The following is a 23,396-nucleotide window of genomic DNA, read 5'->3' on the forward strand; positions in this document are numbered from 1 at the left end:
ATGCAGTCCCCGGTGATCGTGGTGGACCTGGGGTTCGGCGACGCGGGCAAGGGCACGGTCGTGGACTGGTTGTGTGCGCGCGACGGTGGGCGTCCGGCGTCGGTGGTGCGTTTCAACGGCGGGGCCCAGGCCGCCCACAACGTGGTGACCCCCGATGGGCGCCACCACACCTTCGCGCAGTTGGGGGCGGGGATGTTCACCCCCGGCACCGTGACGTTGCTGTCGCGGTTCATGCTCGTGGACCCCTTGGCGTTGGCGGCCGAGGCCGCGCACCTGCAGCAGTTGGGGGTGGTGGCGCCGTTGTCGCGGGTGATGGTGGATGCCGACGCGCTCGTCACCACCCCCTATCATCGGGCCGCCAACCAGGCGCGGGAGCGTGCCCGGGGTGCGGGGCGCCACGGGTCGTGCGGTATGGGGGTGGGGGAGACCGCGCGGTACGGGGTGTGCCACGGCGAGCAGGCGCCGCGGGTGGGCGACTGTGCCGATCCGGTGCGCATGCGGCGTCTGCTGGGGGTGTTGCGCGAACGGTTGGAAGCGGAACTGGGGCCTTTGGGCGGGCCGTCGGTGCAGGAGTGCGCGCAGGTGTTCGCCGCGTTCGCCCAGCGCGTGGAGGTGGTGGGCGGGGGGCGCTTGAAAGAGTTGGTCGCGCGGGGGCCGGTGGTCATGGAAGGCGCCCAGGGGGTGTTGTTGGACGAGTGGCACGGCCTGCACCCCTACACCACGTGGTCGACCACCACCAGCGCCAACGCGCGCGTCCTCCTGGAGGAGGCGGGGGCCGATGCGCCCTACACGTTGGGGGTGGTGCGCACCTACACCCCGCGCCACGGGCCGGGGCCGCTGCCCACGGAGGACCCGGGGCTGGGGCGTGCGCTGGTGGAGGCGCACAACGGCACCGGGCCCTGGCAGGGCGCGTTTCGGGTGGGGCACTTCGACGGCCCGTTGCACCGCTATGCGGTGGCGGCCACCGGGGGGGTGGACGGGGTGGCGTTGACGCACGTGGACGCGCCCGAACGGGCGGGGCTGCGGCTGTGTACCGGTTATGACACCGAGTGGGGGCCGATGGAGGAGGTGCCCGCGGCGGTGGTGGGCGATTTGGAGCGTCAGCAGGAGTTGGGGCGGGTGTTGGACAAGGCGGTACCGCGACTGGTGGAGGTGGGCGCCCGGGAGTGGCCGGGTGTGGTGGAGCAGGCGCTGGGCGCACCGGTGGTGGTGGCGTCGAGGGGGCCCGGGCGCGGCGACAAGCAGGTGCGTGCGGCGGGGCGCGCGGTGGTGTGAAGCGGGGGCGTCGGTCGGGGGCCGCGCCCGGGCCTTGCCCTTCGTGGTCGCCTTCACCGCGGCTGCGGTGGCCTAGGAGGCCAGCTGTTCGCGTGCGCTGTGATCGGGGCCGGTCGGCTCGTCGGCGCCGTGCTCGGGCCGGTTGATGTCGGCCCACACCGTGTCGAGGGAGAGGCCGAGGACGTCGGCGATCGCGGCGATGGTGGGGAAGGCGGGGGTGGCTACGCGGCCCGACTCGATCTTGCGCAGGGTTTCGGGTGAGACGCGTGCGTCGAGTGCGGTCTCAAGCATCGAGCGTTCTCCCCTTGCGCGACGCAATAGGGCGCCGAGGCGCTGTCCGCGCTCGACCTCTGCGGGTGTGAGCGGCAACCTGACCATGGCTGCGACTCTAGCACCGGGATAATATGGCCGGGATAGTTATTGGTCGCATGAGGAGGGTGCCGCATGATCGAGATCCTGAACCCCACCAGCCTGCCCCAGGCAAGAGAGACGGGTGCCCTGGTCGCGGACATTTTGCAGACCATGAGGAGCCGTAGCGCCGTGGGCACGAACCTCCTGGACATCGACCGGTGGGCCAAGGCCATGATCGCCGAGGCCGGGGCGCAGTCCTGCTACGTCGACTACGCGCCGTCCTTCGGGCGCGGACCGTTTGGCCACTACATCTGCACGGCCGTCAACGACGCCGTGCTCCACGGACGGCCCCACGACTACGCGCTCGGGGACGGCGACCTGCTGACACTCGACCTCGCCGTCTCCAAGGGCGGAGTCGCGGCAGACGCCGCCATCAGCTTCATCGTGGGCGATTTTACGCCCCCGGAGAGCGTCGCGCTGATCAGCGCGACCGAACGGGCGTTGAGCGCGGGCATCGCGGCGGCCGGGCCCGGAGCGCGCATCGGCGACATCTCCCATGCCATCGGCACGGTCCTCAGCGAGGCGGGGTATCGGATCAACACCGAGTTCGGAGGTCATGGCATCGGATCGACGATGCACCAGGACCCGCACGTCTCGAACACCGGACGCCCCGGCCGCGGATACAAACTGCGTCCCGGGCTGCTGCTCGCACTGGAGCCGTGGGTCATGGCCGACACCGACGAGCTCGTCACCGATGCCGACGGGTGGACGCTGCGAAGCGCGACGGGCTGCCGGACGGCACACAGTGAGCACACGATCGCCATCACCGAGGACGGAGCCGAGATCCTCACCGTGGCGGGGCGGGCGCAGCCGTGAGGGACGCAGCCGCGCCCGTCCCGGCGCCTCGCCGCGGAGCGCCGGTGGGAAGAACGGTTGTTCGCCGTCCCACGCCGACCGCCGCACCCCATCCGCAACGGCGCGCCCGTGTGCCCGATCAGTGCGCTTGGGCGGGGACGGCGACCAGGGCGCAGAAACCGGCGTCCAGGTGCAGGACGTGGGCCAGGTCGAGGTGGGCCCGGGTGCACAGGGCGGCGTACTGGTCGCGGGTGCGTTCGCGTCCGCCGGTGATGGCCATCATGTGCAGGTCGTGGGCGATGGACAGGGTGGAGTCGGGGCTGAGCAGGCGTTCGACGACCAGCAGGCGCGCGTGTGCGGGCATGGTCGAGCGGATGCGGGTGAGGATGCGCGCGGCGTCGGCGTCGTCCCAGTTGTGCAGGACGCGGCTGAGCGTGTAGACGTCGGCGGGCGGGGCGGCGTCGGTGAAGAAGTCGGCGGGGCGGGTGCGGGCGCGCCCCTGGGCGACGAGGCGGTCCATGGCGGGGTCCAGGCGGGCGAGGACGTCGGCGCGGTCGGTGAGGGTGCCGCTGAGGTGGGGGTGGTGGGCCATGAGGGTGGCCAGGAAGCGGCCGTTGCCGCCGCCCACGTCGGTGAGGGTGCGGGCGGTGGTGAAGTCGTGGTCGGTGGCCAGACGGGTGGCCGCGGTGTGGGAGGCGGCGGCCATGGCGGTGTCGAAGACGGCTGCGTCGTCGGGGGTGGCGTGCAGGTAGGGGTAGACGGGGGCGCCGTTGGCGTGGGGGAAGGCGGCGTGCCCGGTGCGGATGGTGTGCTCCAGGTGCTGCCAGGCGCTGGTGATGGCGGGCAGCGCGTAGAGGCGGGCCAGGGGGGCGAGGCTGTGGGGGTGGGCGCGGGTGAGCAGACGCGCGGCGGGGGCCAGGGCGTGACCGTCCGGGTGGGGGGTGACCAGGTGGGTGGCGGTGAGCAGGCGGAGCAGACGTTCGAGGGAGGGGGCGTGGGTGCGGGTGCGGTGGGCGATGTCGCCGGTGGTGCGGGGGCCCTCGTCGAGGATGTCGAAGACGCCGATGCGCAGTGCGGTGTGCACGGCGTGGGTGGTCCAGGGGGCGGTGAGCAGGGCCAGGACGGTGTCGGCGTCGGATCGCACGCCCCAATGGTAACGGTGGGTGAGAGGGGGTGTGGTGAGAGCGGCGGACTGCCGGTGGGCGGCCCGCCGCTGTGGCGCGGCAGGGGTCAGGGCCAGCGCATGTCGGTTGAGTGGGGCAGGGCGCTGACGCGGGTCTCGGGGTGGGCGTTGAGTTCGGTGTGGAGTTGGGTCCATGCCTGGGCGGGGGTGTTGTCGGTGCCGGTGCAGCCGCGTTGGGCGCAGGCTTTGGACTGGGACATGGCGCCGGCGAAACGCAGGGCGGGTGCACCGGCGCGTTTTCCCCATGCGCTGATGTGGGACCACTGACGGGCCTGGACGCCGTCGGTGCGGTAGATCTGGGGGATGACGTGCATGCGGGCGGGGGCCGCGCCTCCGGCCACGTAGTGGACGTCGCCGGTGGTCCAGCCGTTGTGGCAGGTGGTGGAGGAGGACCCGTAGAAGGGGCAGCCGTCGGCGGAGTTGGCGGCGTAGAGGTCGACGGTGGCGCTGGTGGTGAAGGCGCGCACCCAGTCGCGGGCCCAGGCGGGGGCGGACCAGGAGGGTTCGGCGTCCACGGCCCCGGTGATGGTGACGGCGTCGGTGGTGGCGCGGCGGGCGGCCTGGTTCACGGTGGTGGCCCAGGCGCGTCCGGCGGTGGCACCACCGACGCCGCCGTCGGACTTGTTGTTGACGCCCAGCGCCAGGAGGGCGGTGGCGCCTGCGGTGCGGCAGTCGGTGAAGCCGCGGGCCCAGGCGTGGGCGGCGTCGATGGCGCGCGAGGTGGGGACGCGACTGGTCGTGGTGGCCGCGGTGGTCCCGGGGTGGCGCAGGACTCCGCCGGCTTCCTGGGTGCCGAAGAACAGGACGCGCAGTCCCGAGCGTCCGCTCGTGCCTTGGGCGCATCCGGCGCCGCGGGCGTGGTCGAGGTCGGAGGCCGCTCCGGTGAGGGTGAGGTAGTGGCTGGTGGTGGCCGCAGGTGCGGTTGCGGCGGTGGCGGGGGCGAGGGGGGTGAGGGCCAGGGCCGCCACCAGGAGGGGCAGGGCTGCGTGTGCGGGGCGCGGGGCGGGTGCCATGGCGGACGTCCTCGGGTGGTCGGGGCCGGGTGGTGCTGCCTATTGAGCCCCGGGTGCGGGGTGCGGGGCCACCCGACGTGCAAAACGGGCGTTTCTGCCGCTCATGGTGGGCAAGTGGGGTGTTGGGGGTGGAATCGGCGGGGGGTCGGGGCGATGTCATCCAATGGCTACACGGCGGCGACGTCCCGGAAAAACACGGCGGCTATAACGAGTCGCTAGGCGTGGTCATCGATGCCGCTGATCAGGCCCGACTCGTTGGGGGCGCTTGAGTGCGCGCCGGAGCCGATCCATGGGGAGGCAACGTGCTGGCAGAGGTAGAGGCATGGCTGGACAAGCGCACCAGCCGCGCACAGGACTGGGACGCGCGGGAGCTGGCCGCGGCCAAGGGACAGCAGAGAGTCACCGTGGTGTTGCCCGCCCGTAACGAGGCCGCGACCGTGGGGTCGATCGTGGCGAGTATCCGCACCGCCCTGTGCGAGGAGGTGGCGCTGGTCGACGAGATCGTGGTCATCGATTCGCGCAGCAGCGACGACACCGCGCAGGTGGCGCGCGGGGCGGGCGCCACCGTCTACCACCAGGACGCCATCCGGCCCGACCTGGCCGGAGGGGAGGGCAAGGGGGAGGCGTTGTGGAAGTCGCTGTTCGTGGCCACCGGCGACATCCTGGTGTTCGTCGACGCCGACCTGCTCAGTTTCACGCCTTCCTACGTGACGGGGTTGCTGGGGCCGCTGATCAGTGATGACACGGTGGCCTACGTCAAAGCCTGCTACGACCGCCCGCTCAAGGGCACCCCTGGGCAGACGTTCAACGGGGGCCGGGTGACGGAGTTGGTGGCGCGCCCGCTGCTCAACCAGTACTGGCCGCGCCTGGCCGGGTTCGTGCAGCCGCTCTCGGGCGAGTACGCCGGGCGTGCCCACGTGCTGCGGGGTCTGCCGTTCGTGTCGCACTACGGCGTGGAACTGGGGTTGTTGGTGGACCTGGTGGAGCAGTACGGGTTGGATGCGATGGCGCAGGTGGACCTGGGGCGGCGTGAGCACACCAACCAGACCACCCCCGACCTGGGGGTGATGGCCGCCCAGATCCAGCACACCGCGCGTCTTCGCCTGGTGCGTTCGGGCCGGTTGGTGGAGCCCCAGGGGGAGGCGGCCACGACGCTGGTGCAGTACGTGCGTTCGGGGGCCGGCGAGGGCGACTACGCGCCGCGTCCACGCGAGACCGCCATCACCGAACGCCCGCCCGCCGACACCTTGGAGCCCGTCCTGGTGTGAGGTGGCGCGCCCCCGCCCGCGCCGCGCCAAGGAGCGGGCGGGGTTAGCGTTGGGTCCTATGCGAAGCGGTGGTGGGGCGCTGGCGTGGTGGCGCGGTCCCGGCGTGGTCGTCGACGCGCTGGTGGCGGCGGGGTTATGCGTCACGGTGGTGCACTGGCTGTGGCAGTGGCGTCCGGGCGGGGGGTTCGATCTCGCCGGGCCGGTCGTGGCCATGGTGGTGACGTTCGGTGCGCTGGCGGCGCGCCGGGTGTGGCCGTTGCCGGTGGCGGTGCTGGTGAGTGCGGGCGTGGTGGCGTGTGTGGCCACGGACATCGTGCGGATGCCGTTTGTGCTCGCCCACGGGATCAGCGTGTACTCGGTGGCGCGTCATCGCGGGCGCGCGGCCGGGATGACGGCCGCGGGTGTGGGGTCGGCCGCGGTGGCGGTGGCGTACACGTGGTGGGACGGGCAGCCGCTGCTGGACCCCATCGGGACGGGGTGGGTGGTGTGGCTGTTGTTGGCGTTGGCGGTGGGCGAGGCCGCCCGGGTGCGCCGCGACTACGTGGTCGAGGTGGAGGGGCGGGCCCGTCGCGCCGAGGAGTCGCGCGAGCAGGAGGCGCGTCGGCGCGTGGTGGAGGAACGGCTGCGGATCGCGCGTGAACTCCATGACGTGGTGGCCCACCACATTGCGGTGGTGAACGTGCAGGCGGGGGTGGCCACGCATCTGATCGGGCACAATCCCGGGGCCGCCGAGGAGGCGCTGGGGCATGTGCGCCGCTCGGGGCGGGCCGTCATGGTGGAGCTCAACGCGCTGCTCAACGTGTTGCGCCAGTCGGGGGAGCCGGTGGCGCCCACACGGCCTACGCCGGGGGTGGCGCAGTTGGAGGGGTTGGCGCGGTCGTTCGCCGCGGCGGGACTCCAGGTGGAGTGGGAGGTGGGCGGGCACGCACGTCCGGCACCGTTGGGGGTGGAGCTGGTGGCCTACCGGTTGGTGCAGGAATCGTTGACCAATGCCCACAAGCACGGCCGCGGGTCGGGGGCGCAGGTGGTGTTGGACTACACCGACGATTCGCTGCGTATCAGGGTGCGCAACGACCGTGAGCGCGAGATGGGCGAGGGCGGGGCTCCCGGCAGCGGGTTGGGGTTGGTGGGGATGCGTGAGCGGGTGGCTGCGGTGGGTGGGACGCTGAGTGCGGGCCCCACCCGTGAAGGGTTCGTGGTGGAGGCGGTGCTGCCCATCACCGAGCGGTGAGGGCGGGGACGACGACAAGTGGGGGCGACGGGTTGATTCGGGTGCTGTTGGCTGATGATCAGACCCTGATCAGGGCCGGGTTTCGGGCCCTGATCGATTCGGCGCCGGACATGGTGGTTGTGGGGGAGGCCGCGACGGGCGCCCACGCGGTCGAGTTGGCGCGCTCGACCCGGTGCGACGTGGTGCTGATGGACATCCGTATGCCGGGCATGGACGGGTTGGCGGCCACGCGCGCGATCACCGCCGACGAGGACCTGGCGGGGGTGCGGGTGTTGATCTTGACGACGTTCGAGATCGACGAGTACGTGTTCCAGGCGCTGCGGGCCGGTGCCAGCGGGTTCTTGGGCAAGGACGTGGAGCCGGTGGAGTTGTTGGATGCGGTGCGCCGGGTGGAGCAGGGCGACGCGTTGCTGTCACCGGTCGCCCTCAAAGGTCTGATCGCGAACTTCCTGGCCCAGCCCGATGCCAACCCGTTGGCTGCCAGCGCGCGTCTTGGGGCGTTGACCGCGCGCGAGCGCGAGGTGATGGCGTTGGCGGGTGCGGGCCTGGGCAACGACGCGATCGCGGAGCGGTTGTTCGTGGCGCCGTTGACGGTCAAGACGCACATCAACCGGGCCATGGTGAAGTTGGGGGCGCGTGATCGCGCCCAACTGGTGGTCATCGCCTACCAGACGGGGCTGGTCAGCCCCGGGGAGTTCCCTGAGGCGCGGTGAGGTGTGGTGTTCCCCGGGCCGGTGGGCCCGGGGAACACCATCGGTCCCACGGTGCGCGGGCCGGCCCGGGTTGCGTGCCGGCGTGGCCGGCCCTAGCGGTGGGACGTGTGGAGGAGGCGCCGGGTGGGGCGGGGCGCCTCGGGTGGGGCGGGAACGCACAGGAGGACGACGCCGCGCGCGGCCACGATGGCACTCAGCAGCGCCACCCCCGCCCCCCACGGTCCGCCCGCGTAGGTCTCGCCTATGAACAGCAGGCCCGCGCACACCGATGCCAGCGGGTTGGCCAAGGTCATGGTGGCCAGGGGCGCGCCCACGTCCATGCGGGAGTAGGCGGCCTGGGACAGCAGTAGGCCCGCGCCGGCGAGGAGCGCGGTGGCGGTCGCGGCCAGGCTCAGCGCGCCCCAGGGCCCGGCTGCGGCTACCGCGTCCAGGACGGTCTTGGCCAGGGCCGAGGCCGCCCCGAAGGACACTCCTGCCGCGGCTGCCAGCAGCAGGCTGCGCGTCACCGCCGTGTGTGTCGCGGTGCTCGCGCCGGCGAGTGCGGCGACCACCGCGCCGGCGGTCGCGCTCAACGCAAGCACGCGGGTGTCGGTGAGGGTGTGTCCGGCGGTTCCCGCGCCGGCGGTGACCACCAGGACCGACAGGGCCAGGACGGTCAGCAGCGCGCCGTGCCACTGGCGTGGGCTGACACGGCGTGCGGCCAGCCACGCCGACCAGGGCAGGGCGATGACCAGGGTGAGGGTGCCCAGTGGCTGCACCACGATGAGGGTGCCGTAGGCCAGGGCGACGGCGTGCAGGATCGCGCCGGTGCTGTTGAGGGCGACCGAGATCCACCACAGGCGGCGGGTGAGCAGCCGGGAGAGGGGGCGGTGGGGGACGGTGGCGTCGAGTTGGGCGGCCAGGTGGCGCTGGGCCACGGCTCCGCCCGCGTATCCCAGTGCCGAGACCGCCGAGAGTCCCACGGCGATGCACAGTGCGCTCACTCCCGCTCCCCTCGTGCGCGCTCGTGGTCGGTGACGGTCATGGCTCCACTGTGGCGGTGGGGCGTCTGCGGTGTCGTCGTCCAGGGCGAGACTGTTGCGGCTACTGCGTTGGTAGTAGCACTACGTAGAAGATGCCCTTTTTTCGGGGTTCTCATCGTTGTTGTGGTGGGTCGTGCCCGGGTGCGGGGCGGGTGATCGCGGTGGTGGGCGGGCTGGGCGGCTTGGTGAATTGCGGCACGGATTCGCGCGACTTGCGCCTGTTGATTTCCCGTGACGTATGCGGACCTGTGATCATTACCAGCGTGTGGCGTTTATTGATCGGTGACCTGTATCCCGACGCGGAATTCTCCGAGCCGGCGAAGGAGGCTGTGTTCTGGCAGATCGAGAAGGCGTTGGGCCTTCCCGTGCCGCTGGACCTGGTGGAGCTGCTGCGTGAGACCAACGGGGTCGCCAACGAGTACGGCGACGCGGTGGTGTGGTCGGCTGAGCGCATCGTGGAGGACAACCTCGCGATCCGCGCCGAGCCCGACTACCGGGAGTTGTATGCGCCCTTTGACGATCTGCTGTTCTTCGGCGACTCCGACATGGGGCCGCAGTTCGCCTACGTGCACACCGGTTACGGGGCGGGCATCGTGGTGTGGGACCACGAGACCGACGAGCGCACGCTCACGGTGGTGTCGCTGCGCGACTACCTGGTGCGGTGTTTCAACGACGGCAACGACTGGTTCCGCTGAAGCGGTCAGGGGCGGTGGTGGCACACTGGCCCCCGGAGACGGCGGCCGGTGCCGTTTGGGCCTCAGCGCACCGTTACCGGGGCGGGAGCGGGGGATCGGCCGGCGTGTCTGCGCCGGTCCAGCAGCCCTGAGGCGCCCATGAGGCCCAGGCCCAGCACCGCCAGCACCGACCCCACCAGGTTGGGGGAGGCGTAGCCGTAGCCGGCGGCGATGACCAGCCCGCCCAGCCACGCGCCCGCGGCGTTGGCCAGGTTCAACGCGGAGTGGTTGAGGGCCGCTGCCAGCGACGGGGCGCCGTGGGCGACGTCGATGAGGCGGGTCTGCAGGGCGGGGACCAGGGCGCTGCCGGCGACCCCGATGAGCAGGACGGTTGCGACTGCGGTGACGGGGTGGCGCGCGGTGACGTAGAACAGCGCCAGCAGCACGATCATGGCGGTGAGGGAGGCGTACATGGTGGCCATGAGGCGGCGGTCGGCCAGGCGCCCGCCCAGGACGTTGCCCACGGTCATGCCTACGCCGTAGACGGCCAGCACGAGGGGGACCGCGGCCACGTCCAGGCCGGCGACCTCGGTCATCATGGGTTTGATGTAGGTGTAGGCGGCGAACATGCCGCCAAATCCCACGGCTCCGGTGAGCAGGGCCAGCCACACCTGTACGCGTTTGAGTGCGCCCAGTTCCGAGCGCATGGTGGCCTGGGGGGCGGGTGGGGTGCGCGGGACGAAGACCGCGAGCAGGGCCAGGGTGAGGGCGCCCACGCCCACCACGATCCAGTAGGTGCTGCGCCAGCCCAGGGTCTGGGCGGCCAGGGTCGCGGCGGGGACCCCCACGATGTTGGCGATGCTCAACCCCACCAGGATCATCGAGATGGCCTGGGCGCGTTTGTGCGCGGGGACAAGGCCGGCGGCCACCACCGAGCCGATCCCGAAGAACGTCCCGTGGGGGATGCCGGTGAGGACGCGCGCGGCCAGCAGCGTGGTGAAGGTGGGGGCCAGGGCGGCTGCTGCGTTGCCTACGACGAACAGCACCATGAGGGCGATGAGCAGGAATTTGCGGTCCACGCGTGCGCCCAGGGCGGTCAGCAGCGGGGCGCCCACGACCACGCCCAGGGCGTAGCCGGAGATGAGGTGGCCGGCCGAGGGGATGGACACGCCGAAGTCGGCTGCGACTTCGGGCAGGATGCCCATGGCGACGAATTCAGTCGTTCCGATACCGAATCCGCCGGCGGCCAGGGCAAGGATCGCGAGGCCGGCCGGGCGCGCGGCGGCGGAGGTGGGGGCGGTGGTAGGCACGATAGGGGGGAACGGTCGAGGCGCCGACGATGTTCCTCATCGGGTCATCCCAGGTGTGTGAGTCGTGTCATGGATGTCGGTGTGGTGGGGGCTGGGCGGCGAGCACGCGCCGGTCCACCTTGCCGTTGGGGGTGCGGGGCAGGGCCCGGAGATAGTGGGCGGCGTCGATGACCATGGATCTGGGCAGCCGGGTGGCACAGTGGCTCTTGAGGTCGACGATGTCGGGACGGTGGCTGCCCGCGGGGACCAGGAAGGCCACCAGGCGGGCCTCCAGGCCGGCGCCGGTCACCACCACTGCCGCGGCTGCGAGGTGGGGGTGGTCGTGGAGGACCGACTCGATCTCGCCCAGTTCCATCCGGTGGCCGCGAACCTTGACCATGGAGTCGTTGCGCCCGAGATAGTGGTAGTCGCCCTTGCTGTCCTCGACCACTCGGTCGCCGGTGGGGTAGGGGCCGGTTTGGGGGGCGCGGCCCCAGTACCCGAGCATGACCGTTGGGCCGCGCACGACCAGTTCGCCTTCTTCGCCCGCCTCCACCCGGTCGCCGTTCTCGTCCACGGCCCAGACCTCGTTGTCGCAGCAGGCGCGGCCGATGGCCACCGGGTGGATCCGGTCGGCGGGGATCTGGTCGACTTCCCAGAAGGTGCACACGTTGGTCTCGGTGGGGCCGTAGAAGTTGAACAGGCGCGCGTGGGGCAGGTGCGCGCGCAGGCGGCGCAGGTGGGGAAGCGGGTAGGGCTCGCCGGCGAACGCCACGACGCGCAGCGCCGGGAGAGGCGTGTGCAGGAGGCCGCCGTAAAGGGCCATCAGCATGAGCGCCGACGGCACCGAGTACCACACGGTGATCTCGTTGTCCTGCGCGAAGCGCACCAGTGACCGCGCAGCGTAGGCGGCGTCCTCGGGGACCAGGTAGACGCAGGCACCGGACCGGAAAGCGGTGTAGAGGTCGAAGACCGACAGGTCGAAATGCAGGGGGGCGTGGCAGGACAGGCGGTCTGTGGCGGTGAGCCGCAGCTCGGCCGCGGCCCAGTCGACGAACGCCATGGCGTTGGCGTGTGACAGGCATACGCCTTTGGGGCGGCCGGTGGACCCCGAGGTGTAGAGGATGTAGGCGAGGTCGCCGGGGCCGTCCAGTGCCGGGAGCGGTGCGGGCGTGGATCCCGGCACGTCCCCGACGTGCAAGGAATCGGCGCACAGCAGAGCCGTGTGCGCCCCGGCCTCGGTGAGTATGCGCAGGCGGGGGGTGTCGGTTGCCACCGCGGCGGCGGCGCAGTCGTCGATGATGTGGCGGGCCCGCTCCAGGGGCGCACCGGGGTCGATGGGGACGTAGGCCGCCCCCAGGCGGAGGGCGGCTTGGGTCACGGCGACCGCGTGCACGGACTTGGTCATCCACATCGCGACCCGGTCGCCGGCTCCCACCCCAAGCCCGGCCAGTGCCGCGGCCAGCCGGTCGGCTTCGGTGTCGAGGTCGCGGTAGGTGAATGCGGCGGTGGCATCGACCACCGCGCGGGCGTGCGGGGTGCGGCGGGCGGCCGCGCGCACCAGGGCCTCCAGCCTCACAATCCCAGCTCCTTGGCGATCTGCTCCAGTTGGATGTCGCAGGTGCCGGAGAAGATCGTGGCGGCCACGGCGTCGTCGAGGTCGCGGCCCACTCCTGAGGCCGCGTGTACGCCGTGGCCCGCGAAGATCCGTGCCGTGTCCAGCGCGGCGGCGAGAGAGCCTTCGGCGACTTCGTGTTTGGCCATGGCCACCTCCAGGCGGGCGGGCCGATCGCGGTCCAGGAGCCAGCACGCCCGCCACAGCAGCAGCCTGGCTGCGTCGAGGCGGATGCGCATGCGCGCTATGCGGTGCGACACGGCCTGATTGGCGGCGATGGAGCGGCCGAACTGGCGGCGCTGGCGCGCGTGGGCGATGCAGCGGTGCAAAAGACGCTCGGTGCGGCCGAGGTAGGCGGCGAACAGGCAGGTGCGCTCCCAGCGCATGCCCTGTTGGAATATCGCCGCACCCTGGCCGGGGGCGCCCAGGAGGGCGGCTGCGGGCACCGTACAGCGGGTGAGGTGGACGTGCGAGGCCGGGCAGCGGCGCAACCCGGTTTTGGCGAAGGGCGCGCCGACGGTGAGGCCGGGGGCGGTGCGCTCCACCGCGAAGGCGCTCACCCCCAAGTGCCCCAGGGAGGGGTCGGTGACCGCGTAGACCACGAACACGTCGGCCAGGGGGCCGTTGCTGACGAACGTCTTGGTGCCGTTGAGCTCGTAGTGGTCGCCGACCCGGTGCGCCCGCGCGGTCATCGCCATCGCATCGGACCCGGCGGTGTCCTCGGTGATGGCGTTGGCGCCGATCCATTGCCCCTCGCACAGCAGGGGGAGCATCCTGCGACGGGTCTGGTCGTGTCCGTACTCGGCGATGGGCATCGCGCAGGCGAAGAGGTGGGCCAGGGCGCCGAAGAGCAGCCCCATGTCGGTGCCCGACCGGCCCAGGCCCTCTGCGGCGTGCGCCGTCTGCAAGAATCCCCGTCCGGCTCCCCCGTAGCGCCGGGGAACGCTCAACCCCATGACGCCCAGCTCGGCATAGCGTTTCCACTCGTCCTTGGTGAAGTATCCCGGCGCGGGGCAGGGCAGGGCGTCGGCGCCCAGCCGCATACGGTTGTACTCCTCGTTTTCCTGTTCGGTCCAGTCGAAGTCCACGGGCAGTACAGTAATCCGGTTCCGGGTCTTTTTCCTCAGTAATTGTGTGGCAACCGTGGGATTTTTTCTTCCGCCTATTGGGGGAGAGGAAGAGTCCGATGCGGCCAATTTTCTCCTCTTCATGGGCGATGGATTCACCCGAAATGGTGATGCGGGGTCGATCATTGAGAGTGGGGGAGTCGTGGGGAATCCAGGGAAAATCATCCGTATGCCGGACGCGTCGTGGCGCGTCGAGTGCGTAGGCTCTGCCGGGGCGTGTTCATCACCCCCCAGTCGCAGGGCGTTTGGACGGAGTCGTCACGTGGGTGAAACCGATATCCGTGAAATTCTGCTCGATTATTTGACGAAGGAGGTGATCGAGTCTCCCGGTGCTCGTGTGCGGCCCGACACCGCACTCCTGGAACTCGGAATCCTCAATTCGCTTTCCACGATGAGGCTCACGTCGTTCATCCATCGCAGGTTCGAGGTGGAGATTCCACTGGAGGACATGGTGGGCCGCAACTTCAAGGACGTGAACTCCATCAGCAGGCTCGTGGCCGGCCTGCTCGAAGGTTCCAGCGAACAGGGGTAGTCCCATGACAGATTTCGACATCGGCGTCATCGGCGGCGGTCCCGCCGGGTCCACCATGGCCTCCTACCTGGCCAAGGCGGGATTGTCGTGTGCGTTGTTCGAGAGCGAACTGTTTCCCCGGCCGCACGTGGGCGAGTCGTTGATCCCGGCGACCACCCCCGTCCTGGAGGAGATCGGGGCGTTGGAAAAAGTTGATTCCGCCGGGTTCCCCCGCAAATACGGTGCGGCGTGGACCTCGGCGGCCGCCGCCCAGATCCCCACGATGGGCTTCGAGCTCTCGCACGGGTTCCGTGCGGCCGACGTCATGTTCAACGAGCGTGATCAAAGCGGCGTCAAGCAGGATTACACCTACCACGTCGATCGCGGGGCCTTCGACCTGCTGTTGTTGCAGCACGCGGAGTCGTTGGGCGCCAAAGTTTTTTCCGGGGTGCGGGTCACCCGCGTCGACGTCACCCGGCCCGCGCCCGAGATCGTGTTCGCGATGGGGCGCCGTGAGCAGACGGTGCGGGTGAAGATGGTCGTCGACGCCAGCGGGCGCAGCACCCTGCTGGGGCGCCAACTCAAACTCAAAGTCGCCGACCAGGTCTTCAACCAGTACGCCATCCACACGTGGTTCGAGGGGCTCGACCGGTCGGCGCTGGCGGTCGGGGACAAACAGCAGGACTATATATTCATTCATTTCCTGCCCATCACCGACACCTGGGTCTGGCAGATTCCCATCACCTCCACCGTCACCAGTGTCGGGGTGGTCACCCAGAAGAAGCATTTCACCGACGCCAAACAGCAATGGGAGAAGTTTTTCTGGGAGTGCATGGAAAGTCGCCCCGAACTCGCCGCAGCGCTCAAGGACAGCAAACGCGTCCGCCCCTTCAAGCCCGAGGGCGACTACAGCTATTCCATGAAGCAGATCTGTGGCGACAGGTGGCTCATGGTCGGGGATTCGGCACGTTTCGTCGACCCGATCTTCTCCAGTGGCGTCAGCGTGGCGATGAACAGTTCGCGGATCGCTTCCCACGACATCGTCGCCGCAGCCGAGCACGGAGATTTCACCAAGCCGTCGTTTTCCGCCTACGAAACAAAATTGCGTCGTGCCGTGAACAACTGGTACGAGTTCATTGCCATCTATTATCGGCTGAACATTCTTTTCACGGCTTTCGTCGCTGATCCGCGTTATCGCGGTGACGTCCTGCGCATGCTCCAGGGCGACGTCTACGACGGCGGTGAACCGGTGGCCCTGACCAAGATGCGCGCGATCACCCGGCAGGTGGAACAGGACCCCGACCACCTCTGGCATCCGCACCTGGGGACGCTGCGCGCCTTCAGCCAGAGCGCCATGTTCTGACCGCCGAAAGGACTCCGACCGGTGAAGAAGTTCCTGCTGAACGAGAACGAGATCCCGAGCCACTGGTACAACGTGCTCGCCGACCTGCCCACCCCGCTGGCCCCCTATCTCCATCCGCTCACCGGTGCGCCGCTCACCCCCGCCGACCTGGAGCCGCTGCTGGGGCGCGAGGTCATCGAGCAGGAGTTCAGCACGCAGCGGTGGATCGAGATCCCCCACGAGGTCCGCGACATCTACCGGATGTGGCGCCCCTCCCCGCTGTGCCGTGCCGAGCGTCTGGAACGAGCCCTGGACACCCCCGCCAGGATCTATTTCAAATACGAGGGGACGTCGCCGGCAGGCTCGCACAAAGCCAACACCGCCGTCCCCCAGCTCCACTACGCCGCCCGGGAAGGCGTAGGGCGCGTCACCACCGAGACCGGGGCGGGACAGTGGGGCTCGGCCCTGGCCTTCGCCGGGGCCCTGTTCGGTATCGAGGTGGCCGTCTACATGGTCAAAGCCTCCTACGAGCACAAACCCTACCGGCGTAGCCTCATGCACACCTGGGGGGCCACCGTCACGGCCTCGCCCTCGGCACTGACCCGGGCCGGACGCCGTGCACTGGAGGCCGACCCCGATTCCCCCGGCAGTCTGGGGCTGGCCATCTCCGAGGCGGTCGAGGACGCGTTGGGGCGTCCCGACACCAAGTTCACTCTCGGGTCGGTGATGAACCACGTCGTGTTGCACCAGTCCGTCATCGGACTGGAGGCCAAACGCCAACTGGAGATAGCCGAGGACTACCCCGACGTGGTGGTGGGATGTGTGGGCGGCGGCTCCAACTTCTCCGGGCTGGCGTTTCCCTTCCTGGCACCCGACCCCGCGCGAAACGGCCCCGGACCCCGGTTGGTGGCCGCCGAACCCGCGGCCTGCCCGACGTTGACGCGAGGCCGTTTCGGTTACGACCACCCCGACACCGCCGGTCTGGGCCCGCTGCTGCCGATGCGCTCGCTGGGCAGTGCCTTCATGCCCCCGCCCATCCACGCCGGTGGTCTGCGCTTCCACGGGGACGCGCCCGCGCTGTGCCACCTGTACGAGAACGGTCGGGTCCAGGCGCGCGCCTTCGAGCAGAACGAGGTCTTCGCCGAAGCGGTGCGTTTCGCACGCACCGAAGGGTTCGTCATGGCCCCGGAGTCGGCGCACGCGCTCAAAGGCGCAGTGGAGGAGGCGCTGGTGGCCCGCGAGACGGGACAGGTCCAGACCATCCTCTTCGGGCTCTCCGGTCACGGGCATTTCGACCTGGCGGCCTTCGACGCCTTCCTGGCGGGCCGGTTGGAGGACTACGCGCTCAGCGACGAACAGATCAACGCGTCGCTGAGCACCATGCCCGCCCTCCGGCCGGCCGGAGGGCGACACGGTGGATGAGGGGTGGATCGACGTTCACCACCACGCCTACCATCCGCGCCTGGTCGCGGAGTTGGCCGCGGGTGGAATACGGTCCATGGCGCCGGGGGTGCCGGTCCCCCAGTGGCGGGCCGCCGACTCCCTGGCGGTCATGGACCGGTGGGGGATCGGCGGCGCCGTGCTGTCGGTGCTGCTGCCCGATGCGGTTCTCCACCACGGCCACGGACTGGTGCGGCGTGCCAACGAGTGGACGGCCCAACTGGTCGGTGATCACCCGGGGCGGTTCTGCGCGCTGGCGTGCCTGCCCCTGCCCGACGTGGGCGCCACTCTCGCGACGATCGACCACGCCTTCGACGACCTGGGGATGAACGGCGTCGTCGTGGGCACGCCCCTGCCAGGTGGCCGTCTCCTGGCCGATCCGGAGTTCGTCCCGGTGCTCACGGAACTGAACCGTCGTCATGCCGTGGTGTTCATCCACCCCAACCCGGGAGTGGGGTGCGTGTGCGCCGCCAACGGCGGCGCGGCGATTCCCCCGCCTTTGGTGGACTTCGTGGTCAGCACGACGCGGGGCGTGCTGGACCTGGTCTACCGGGGGAGTGTGCAGCGCCATCCCCACATCCGTTTTCTCCTGGCCCACGCCGGGGGGATGCTTCCCTACCTGCTGGAACGGTTGGAATTGGCCCAGGTGTGGGTGGCGGGGGGCAACCCGAACGCCACCGCTGATTCCGTGCGTCGCACACTGGCCCGGTTCTACTACGAGGTCGCCCAGTCGGCCTGGCCGGGGGCGTTGGAGTGCCTGGGTGCGGTGACCGACCAGGACCACATCCTCTTCGGCTCGGACTTTCCGTTCATGCCCGACAGCGTGGTGGGGCGAACGCGCGCGGCCGTCATCGCCCAGCCGGGCCTTTGCACCGAGCAGGTGGCACGTGCGGGGGCCTTGACGCTGTTTCCCGGTTTTGCGTCCTGAGGCATGGGGGTGGCCGTGGTCCGTTACTTCGAGTGTTTCCGTGTCGGGGACGTGCACCGGTTGGGGGCGTGGGCGGTCACCGAACAGCAGATCGTCGAATTCGCCACCGTCTTCGACCCCCAGCCCCGACACGTCGACGTCGACGGCGGAGTGGTGGCCAGCGGATGGCATGTCGCAGGGATCTTCATGCGGCTCTACGTCGATGCGTTGCTGAGTGCGACCGCGGCGGAGGTTTCCCCGGGGGTGGAGGAGATGCAGTGGCTGGCACCGGTGCGCCCGGGGGCGGTGCTGTGCGGACGGGTGCGGGTGCTGGGGGTGCAGCCGTCGATGTCGCGGCCGGACTGCGGGGTCGTCCACCAATGCGGAGAGTTGGTGGACGAGAATTCCGTTCCCGTTCTACGTGTTGTGTTCTACGGCCTGATAAAAAGATCGCCTGCCCTATGATCAGCGTCATGAATCACTCTTTCGCTCTCACTCCGGGAGAGATCCTTTCCGCGAAGTCGATCCCTTTTTCTGCTTTTGAGCACGTTCCGATCCGGACATTGGACGACATCGAACGCGAACTCGCTCTTCCCCCGGAATTGCTGCTTAAGACGATGGCGTTTCGCGTCGCTGATTCCCACCTGGTGCTCGCCGCGCTGCCGATCCTGTCGCGTGTCCACTACGGGCGTCTGGCCCGGTCTGTGAACGTCTCCCGGTCGCTGTTGCGTCAGGCCGAGGAGGCCGACTTGCAGGAGTTGGGTATGGAGCCGGGGGGTGTCAGCCCATTGACCCGGCTTCCCGGTGTCGTCGTGGTGTTCGACAGCGCGGTGCAGAGGATGGACACCGTCTACTGCGGTAGCGGTCGTGCCGACGCGACCATCAAAATAAAGGCCGGGGACCTGGCGGCCGCCGTCGACGCGCGGTTCGCCGAGATCGCGCACTGAGGGGGTGGTACTCAGCGGGCGCTGAGCAGCACCCGTCCCGCCAGCGCGATCAGGACCGTTCCGGTGACGGCCTCGAGTCGGCGCCGGATCGCCGGGCGGCGAAACCATGTGCGGGCGCGGGCCACTCCGGCGGCCAGTCCGAGGTACAGCGTGGTTTCCACGAGCACCTGGACCAGCGCCAAAATCGCGGTCGTCTGCAGAAACGGCTGCGAGGGCGCGATGAACTGCGGGTAGAAGGCGAACATGAAGACCGCGGCCTTGGGGTTGGCCAGCTGGACGACGAAGCCTTCGGTGAACGCCGCCCGCCAGGCGCCACGGGGGTGGGGCGGATCGGAGTCGGGGGGGTGCGTGGTGTCGGGTTCGGGGGAGGCGCGGAAAACGCTCACCCACGAACGCACCCCCAGGTAGAACAGAAAACCCGCACCCGCGACCTGAATTACCAGGTAGGCGGTATCGGAGGCCGCCACCAGCGCCGCCAGTCCGGCTCCTGCGGCCAACGCCCACACGTAGATCCCCAACTCCAGCCCCACCACCGTGGCCACGGTCGGCCAGAACCCCTGGAGGGCGGCGCGGCGAAAGATCAACGCCATGGCGGGCCCCGGAGACGCCGAAATCAGGACGACGGCGAGTAGGAATGCCGGTAGTACCCGAACAATTTCCACGAAAGGGGCCTTCCGTATTCGCAAAACATGGCGCCGGGCAATGAGCATACCGAGCCCCGTGCGACTGCGGGGGACGTCCGCAATTCGTGTCCATCGGTGGGGATTCGGTAGGAGTGCGGCGAAAACCCGCCGGAAGACGTTGATTGATTGCGCAGATCTGGGGAGGCGTAATGGTTGTTCGGGCCCGCGGCCCCGAAAACGGCACGGTGTGCGATTGGATTTTCGTGTGCCCGGGGCGGGCGGCGTGCTGTCGGTGCGTCCATCGGGCGAGGGGCCGAAACCGGCCATTGCGTCGCCCCGTCGATCGGCGGGGCACGGGACCTCTCTTGATGTCGGAGGTGGCGCGTGGGGGAGGGGGACGCCTGCCGGCGGCCGTCCCGGCAGGCGGCAGAGGGTTAAGCTGGCAGCCAGGTCAGGGTGTCGTCCAGTGGGCGCGGTTAAAATCCACGATTACGCTTCCGGTGTGCCGGGCCGTGGCCGGCCCCAGTCGCCATAAATGCAGAAAGCGAGATTTCTTCTTTCTTTGGGGGTCCCTTGGAGACAGATTCTCGTGAAGTTTCTGTTCTCATTGTCGAGAGTCGGCATTTTTCGTTCATCGGGCTGAACAGCATGATCGACGGTTCGCCGGGGGTGTCGGTGACAGGGCGTGCCTCGTCGTTGGAGGAGCTCAGGCAGCACGTCTGCTCCACCCCCATCGACGTGGTCGCCGTGGGCCACCTCTTTGAATGCCAGGACACGGTGCGTGCGGTCGACACGATCGTGGCGCAGGCCGAGTCGCCGATCAGGCTCGTCGTGCTCCTGGACCCCGCTGAGAGCCTGCGGGGGGAGGGGCTGCGCTGCGAGTTCGCGACACTGCCCACCGATATCAGAGTGGAGGAGCTCTCCGCCGCGATACGCGTGCTTTCCGCGGGGTACGTGATCCGTCTACCGGGCGCGGGCGTTTCCGCGGCGGAGAGCGGTACGCGGGGCGGTTCGTTCGCCAAGGAGATCGATGCGATAACCCGGCGGGAGTCGGACGTGTTCTCGCTTTTGGCGCGGGGACACAGCAACGCCGAGATATCGCGGTTGCTCTCCATCAGTGAGAACACCGTGAAGTCCCACGTGCGCAGCATCCTGGCGAAACTGGGGCTTCGCAACCGTGCCGGTGCGGTGGTCTACGCGCACGAGAACAAGATTTTTTGACGCGCCCCGTCCTGTTTGCGTGGTGGCCTCCTCCCAGAGGCCACCACGGACGAAAGGGGATCAGGACAGGTGGGTGCGCACCGTTTCGATGAAGCGCAGCACGGCCACCGACCCTGGGTCGCGTTCGCCGACGCTGCGCTGGCCCACCCAGGCCGCGCGCCCGCGTGCGGACGCCAGGTGTGCGGTGTCGGTCACGGCGCGCTGTGCGGTGTCGGCAGCCAGCGCGGCAGCCTGGGCGGGGGTGAGCGTGTCCGACGCACCGGCCAGGGCCTGGTGCACCGGGAGCAGTACGTCCACCAGCGTCTTGTCGCCGGGTTGTGCGCCGCCGCGCTCCTGGATGCGTCGGGTCACCGCATCGGTGATGCGCGCCGCGCCGGCCACGTCGACGTCGCCGTCGGTGGTCTCGGCGCCCGCGGCCATCAGACCCGATCCCACCAGGGCGGCGAACGTCGAGGGGTTGGCCGAGGCGAAGGCGGTACCGCTCACGGTGAGGATGTCGGCCGCGTGGGCGTCCTCGGGGAGCTCCAGCAGGATGGAGCGCACCGCCTCGGCGCCGGCGGACACCGTGATGCCCAGGTCGCCGTCGCCCAGGGCGGCGTCCAGGGCACGCAACTCCTCGGCGTGGGCGGGCAGGTGGGTGAGGATTTCCAGCAGGGCGGCGCGCAGCCGGCTGGGAGTACCGGTGCGGCGCACCGGCGGGGCGGTCGCCGGCGTCGGCGAAGCGGCCAGTGGAGCGTCGGTGGGCTCGGGTGCGGACGATGCGGTCGGGGCGACCTGGCCCTGGGAGAAGAACGGGGAGGCGGCCGGGGCGTCGAGCAGGTCGGCGAGTTCCTCGTCCAGGCGCACGATCGACAGTGACGCGCCGGCCATCTCCAGGCTGGTGGCGAACTCGCCGATGTAGTGGCGGTGGATGAGGACGCCGCGCCGGCCCAGGACCTGGTGGACGCGGCGGTAGATGAGGTAGAGCTCCTCCAACGGGGTGGCGCCCAGGCCGTTGACCAGGACTGCGACCCGGTCGCCGGGAGCGGGGTCGAGTTCGGTGAGGATCTCGGCGAGGAAGCGGTCGGTGATCTCGTCGGCGCTTTCCAGGGGGCCGCGGTGGCTTCCGGGTTCGCCGTGGATGCCGATGCCCACCTCCATCTCGCCGTCGTCGAGGCTGAAGGTCGCCTCGCCCGCCGCGGGCAGGATGGTGGGGGACAGGCCCACGCCCATGGTGCGGGTCGCGTCGACGGTGCGTTGGGCGACCGCGCGCACCTGTTCCAGGTCGCAGCCGTTCTGCGCTGCGGCGCCGGCGGTCTTGTAGGCGAAGAACAGTCCGGCCACGCCGCGCCGGCTGGACTCCTTGCCCGCGGGCGCGGAAAGGATGTCGTCGGTGCCCAGGACGGTGGCGGTGGCGATGCCCTCAGGGGCGACCATGTCGGCGGCCAGGTCGAAGTTGTAGATGTCGCCGCCGTAGTTGCCGTACAGGTAGAGCACGCCCGCACCGCCGTGGGAGGCGCGGGTGGCGGCCGCGACCTGCTGGGCCGAAGGCGAGGAGAACACGTTGCCCACGGCCACCCCGGTGGCCAGGCCGTGGCCCACGTATCCCAGGAACAGCGGCAGGTGCCCCGATCCGCCGCCGGTGACGATGGCGACCTTGCCGGGCAGGGGGGCGTCCGCGCGCACCAGGGCGCGGCGGTCGGTCGAGGCGGGGGCCAGCCGGTCGGGGTGGGCCAGCAGCAGCGCCTCGGTCAACTCGTCGACGAAGTCGTCGGGCCGGTTGATGATCTTCTTCCATGCCACGGGGTTCAGCTCGCTTCCTGCTCGCGTGATGGTCGCGCGGGTCAAAAGGGGGGCCGCCGCGCGCGTGCGCCCTCCGCAGATGCGCGGCGGCCCGGTCTGGGAAAGGTCAGCCCAGTTCGTGGGCGGTGTCCTTGAGGATCTGCAGGTCGTGTGCGCTGACGGGTTCGCAGCTGACGCGCACCGGGCCCGCGGGCAGGCCCTGCACCTCCAGTCCGGCCTTGAGGTGGGCGATGCTGCCGCCCTTGACGGCGGCCACCGCGCGCTCCACCTGGGGCTGGGCCGCGCGCGCGGCTTCTGCGTCGCCGTCGCGCAGGGCGTCGCGCAGGGCGATGAAGGGCTTGGGGAAGACCGAGGAGACTCCCGAGACCACGCCGGTGCCGCCGGAGTGGATGAGTTCGGCGAAGGCGATGTCGTTGCCGGAGATGATGGTGAAGTCGGCGGGGGCGGCGGCCAGGAACGCCGAGACCGAGGCGTCGCTCTCCCCGCTGATCTTCACGCCCGCCACACCCACGTCGGCGAGTTTTTGCAGCTGGTCAGGGGTGACCGGCGTGGTGGAGCGCAGCTGGAAGAGGTAGGCGAACACCTGGGCGCCGCCCGCGGCGGCCACGATGCGCTCGTAGTAGCGCGCGACCGCGTCGATGGGCGCGGGCAGGAAGAACGGGGTGATGGCGGCCAGGCGCTGGGCGCCGGCACCGGTGATGGTGCGGGTCAACTGCTCGGCCTGGCGCGGGGTGGCCGCGCCCACGTGGGCGTAGGTGCGTTCGGGGCCGAAGACTTCCAGGGCGATGGTGAGGACGTCCAAACGTTCCTCGTCCTCCAACGCGGTGAACTCTCCGGTGGTCCCGGCGGCGAAGACGGCGTCGGCACCGCGGGCGTTGATGGACTCCAGCAGGGTCTGCACGCCTTCGCGGTCGAGGCGCTCGTCGTGGGTGAAGGGGGTCGGGGCCGCGGTGATGACCTGCGCTTGGGTGGGCATGGCTCTCTTTCGGGTGGGACGGATGACGGTT

The 23,396-nt window shown here is 70.1% G+C and carries 23 protein-coding genes; 13 read left to right on the forward strand and 10 right to left on the reverse strand.

Features of this window, described 5'->3' with window-relative positions; translation table 11 throughout:
* Positions 1 to 1,275 carry an adenylosuccinate synthetase gene (locus QSJ59_RS12575; protein WP_285759643.1) on the forward strand — a complete coding sequence of 425 codons (1,275 nt, stop codon included), beginning with the start codon at positions 1 to 3 and terminating at the stop codon, positions 1,273 to 1,275.
* Between the two features lie 72 nt (positions 1,276 to 1,347).
* On the opposite strand, the gene QSJ59_RS12580 is transcribed toward QSJ59_RS12575, so the two are convergent.
* On the reverse strand, positions 1,348 to 1,653 hold the full coding sequence (locus tag QSJ59_RS12580) for a helix-turn-helix domain-containing protein (RefSeq protein ID WP_285759645.1): 306 nt from the start codon (positions 1,651 to 1,653) through the stop codon (positions 1,348 to 1,350).
* Between the two features lie 66 nt (positions 1,654 to 1,719).
* Here QSJ59_RS12580 and map point away from each other — a divergent pair, with 66 nt between their 5' ends.
* Positions 1,720 to 2,502: a type I methionyl aminopeptidase gene (map, locus tag QSJ59_RS12585; RefSeq protein ID WP_285759646.1), complete on the forward strand. Its 783-nt coding sequence runs from the start codon at positions 1,720 to 1,722 to the stop codon at positions 2,500 to 2,502.
* 118 nt (positions 2,503 to 2,620) lie between these two features.
* Here map and QSJ59_RS12590 read toward each other — a convergent pair whose 3' ends face one another.
* Together QSJ59_RS12590 and QSJ59_RS12595 are read right to left on the reverse strand one after the other, a co-directional pair.
* A complete protein-coding gene (locus QSJ59_RS12590; protein ID WP_285759648.1) occupies positions 2,621 to 3,625 on the reverse strand; it encodes a methyltransferase in 1,005 nt (334 codons plus the stop codon).
* 86 nt (positions 3,626 to 3,711) lie between these two features.
* Entirely contained in the window at positions 3,712 to 4,677 is a 966-nt protein-coding gene (locus QSJ59_RS12595) for a hypothetical protein (RefSeq protein WP_285759650.1), read from the reverse strand.
* Positions 4,678 to 4,979: 302 nt separating this feature from the next.
* Here QSJ59_RS12595 and QSJ59_RS12600 point away from each other — a divergent pair, with 302 nt between their 5' ends.
* From QSJ59_RS12600 to QSJ59_RS12610, 3 genes are read left to right on the forward strand one after another with little or no spacing between them, the layout of a single operon-like run.
* Positions 4,980 to 5,945: a glucosyl-3-phosphoglycerate synthase gene (locus QSJ59_RS12600; protein WP_285759651.1), complete on the forward strand. Its 966-nt coding sequence runs from the start codon at positions 4,980 to 4,982 to the stop codon at positions 5,943 to 5,945.
* A gap of 58 nt (positions 5,946 to 6,003) precedes the next feature.
* Entirely contained in the window at positions 6,004 to 7,176 is a 1,173-nt protein-coding gene (locus QSJ59_RS12605; RefSeq protein WP_285759652.1) for a sensor histidine kinase, read from the forward strand.
* Positions 7,177 to 7,208: 32 nt separating this feature from the next.
* Positions 7,209 to 7,889 (forward strand): response regulator transcription factor, encoded by a 681-nt coding sequence (locus QSJ59_RS12610; protein ID WP_285759654.1) that lies wholly within the window; start codon positions 7,209 to 7,211, stop codon positions 7,887 to 7,889.
* Positions 7,890 to 7,981: 92 nt separating this feature from the next.
* On the opposite strand, the gene QSJ59_RS12615 is transcribed toward QSJ59_RS12610, so the two are convergent.
* Entirely contained in the window at positions 7,982 to 8,872 is an 891-nt protein-coding gene (locus QSJ59_RS12615; RefSeq protein ID WP_285759655.1) for a DMT family transporter, read from the reverse strand.
* Between the two features lie 302 nt (positions 8,873 to 9,174).
* On the opposite strand from QSJ59_RS12615, the gene QSJ59_RS12620 reads away from it, so the two are divergent.
* Positions 9,175 to 9,606 (forward strand): SMI1/KNR4 family protein, encoded by a 432-nt coding sequence (locus QSJ59_RS12620; RefSeq protein ID WP_285759656.1) that lies wholly within the window; start codon positions 9,175 to 9,177, stop codon positions 9,604 to 9,606.
* A gap of 62 nt (positions 9,607 to 9,668) precedes the next feature.
* Here the strand turns inward: QSJ59_RS12620 and QSJ59_RS12625 are convergent, their stop codons facing one another.
* The 3 genes from QSJ59_RS12625 to QSJ59_RS12635 form a co-directional block, all read right to left on the reverse strand.
* Positions 9,669 to 10,895, reverse strand: a complete 1,227-nt coding sequence (locus tag QSJ59_RS12625) for an MFS transporter (protein ID WP_285759658.1) — start codon at positions 10,893 to 10,895, stop codon at positions 9,669 to 9,671.
* Between the two features lie 67 nt (positions 10,896 to 10,962).
* On the reverse strand, positions 10,963 to 12,453 hold the full coding sequence (locus QSJ59_RS12630; protein WP_285759660.1) for an amino acid adenylation domain-containing protein: 1,491 nt from the start codon (positions 12,451 to 12,453) through the stop codon (positions 10,963 to 10,965).
* Positions 12,450 to 13,577 (reverse strand): acyl-CoA dehydrogenase family protein, encoded by a 1,128-nt coding sequence (locus QSJ59_RS12635; RefSeq protein WP_285759662.1) that lies wholly within the window; start codon positions 13,575 to 13,577, stop codon positions 12,450 to 12,452. Before QSJ59_RS12635 ends, QSJ59_RS12630 begins: the two co-directional genes overlap by 4 nt.
* 301 nt (positions 13,578 to 13,878) lie before the next feature.
* Here QSJ59_RS12635 and QSJ59_RS12640 point away from each other — a divergent pair, with 301 nt between their 5' ends.
* The 6 genes from QSJ59_RS12640 to QSJ59_RS12665 are packed head-to-tail and all read left to right on the forward strand — an operon-like array spanning position 13,879 to position 18,763.
* Entirely contained in the window at positions 13,879 to 14,148 is a 270-nt protein-coding gene (locus QSJ59_RS12640; protein WP_285759664.1) for an acyl carrier protein, read from the forward strand.
* 4 nt (positions 14,149 to 14,152) lie between these two features.
* Complete coding sequence (locus QSJ59_RS12645; protein ID WP_285759666.1) at positions 14,153 to 15,490, forward strand: NAD(P)/FAD-dependent oxidoreductase; 1,338 nt, start codon at positions 14,153 to 14,155, stop codon at positions 15,488 to 15,490.
* 21 nt (positions 15,491 to 15,511) lie between these two features.
* On the forward strand, positions 15,512 to 16,891 hold the full coding sequence (locus QSJ59_RS12650; RefSeq protein ID WP_285759668.1) for a TrpB-like pyridoxal phosphate-dependent enzyme: 1,380 nt from the start codon (positions 15,512 to 15,514) through the stop codon (positions 16,889 to 16,891).
* Positions 16,884 to 17,837, forward strand: coding sequence for an amidohydrolase family protein (locus QSJ59_RS12655; RefSeq protein WP_285759670.1), 954 nt, complete (start codon positions 16,884 to 16,886; stop codon positions 17,835 to 17,837). Before QSJ59_RS12650 ends, QSJ59_RS12655 begins: the two co-directional genes overlap by 8 nt.
* Before the next feature lie 9 nt (positions 17,838 to 17,846).
* Positions 17,847 to 18,281, forward strand: coding sequence for a MaoC/PaaZ C-terminal domain-containing protein (locus QSJ59_RS12660; RefSeq protein WP_285759671.1), 435 nt, complete (start codon positions 17,847 to 17,849; stop codon positions 18,279 to 18,281).
* Positions 18,282 to 18,289: 8 nt separating this feature from the next.
* On the forward strand, positions 18,290 to 18,763 hold the full coding sequence (locus QSJ59_RS12665) for an aminoacyl-tRNA deacylase (protein ID WP_285759672.1): 474 nt from the start codon (positions 18,290 to 18,292) through the stop codon (positions 18,761 to 18,763).
* Positions 18,764 to 18,774: 11 nt separating this feature from the next.
* Here the strand turns inward: QSJ59_RS12665 and QSJ59_RS12670 are convergent, their stop codons facing one another.
* Positions 18,775 to 19,353, reverse strand: a complete 579-nt coding sequence (locus tag QSJ59_RS12670; RefSeq protein ID WP_432707476.1) for a LysE family translocator — start codon at positions 19,351 to 19,353, stop codon at positions 18,775 to 18,777.
* Between the two features lie 681 nt (positions 19,354 to 20,034).
* Between QSJ59_RS12670 and QSJ59_RS12675 the strand changes: the two genes are divergently transcribed.
* A complete protein-coding gene (locus tag QSJ59_RS12675; RefSeq protein ID WP_285759676.1) occupies positions 20,035 to 20,607 on the forward strand; it encodes a response regulator transcription factor in 573 nt (190 codons plus the stop codon).
* A gap of 60 nt (positions 20,608 to 20,667) precedes the next feature.
* Here the strand turns inward: QSJ59_RS12675 and QSJ59_RS12680 are convergent, their stop codons facing one another.
* Together QSJ59_RS12680 and QSJ59_RS12685 are read right to left on the reverse strand one after the other, a co-directional pair.
* On the reverse strand, positions 20,668 to 22,389 hold the full coding sequence (locus tag QSJ59_RS12680; protein ID WP_285759678.1) for a dihydroxyacetone kinase family protein: 1,722 nt from the start codon (positions 22,387 to 22,389) through the stop codon (positions 20,668 to 20,670).
* A gap of 106 nt (positions 22,390 to 22,495) precedes the next feature.
* Positions 22,496 to 23,365 carry a dihydrodipicolinate synthase family protein gene (locus QSJ59_RS12685; protein ID WP_285759679.1) on the reverse strand — a complete coding sequence of 290 codons (870 nt, stop codon included), beginning with the start codon at positions 23,363 to 23,365 and terminating at the stop codon, positions 22,496 to 22,498.
* Positions 23,366 to 23,396: the final 31 nt, after the last annotated feature.

This window comes from Nocardiopsis ansamitocini (genome assembly GCF_030268225.1).
In the GTDB taxonomy this organism is placed as follows: domain Bacteria; phylum Actinomycetota; class Actinomycetes; order Streptosporangiales; family Streptosporangiaceae; genus Nocardiopsis_D; species Nocardiopsis_D ansamitocini.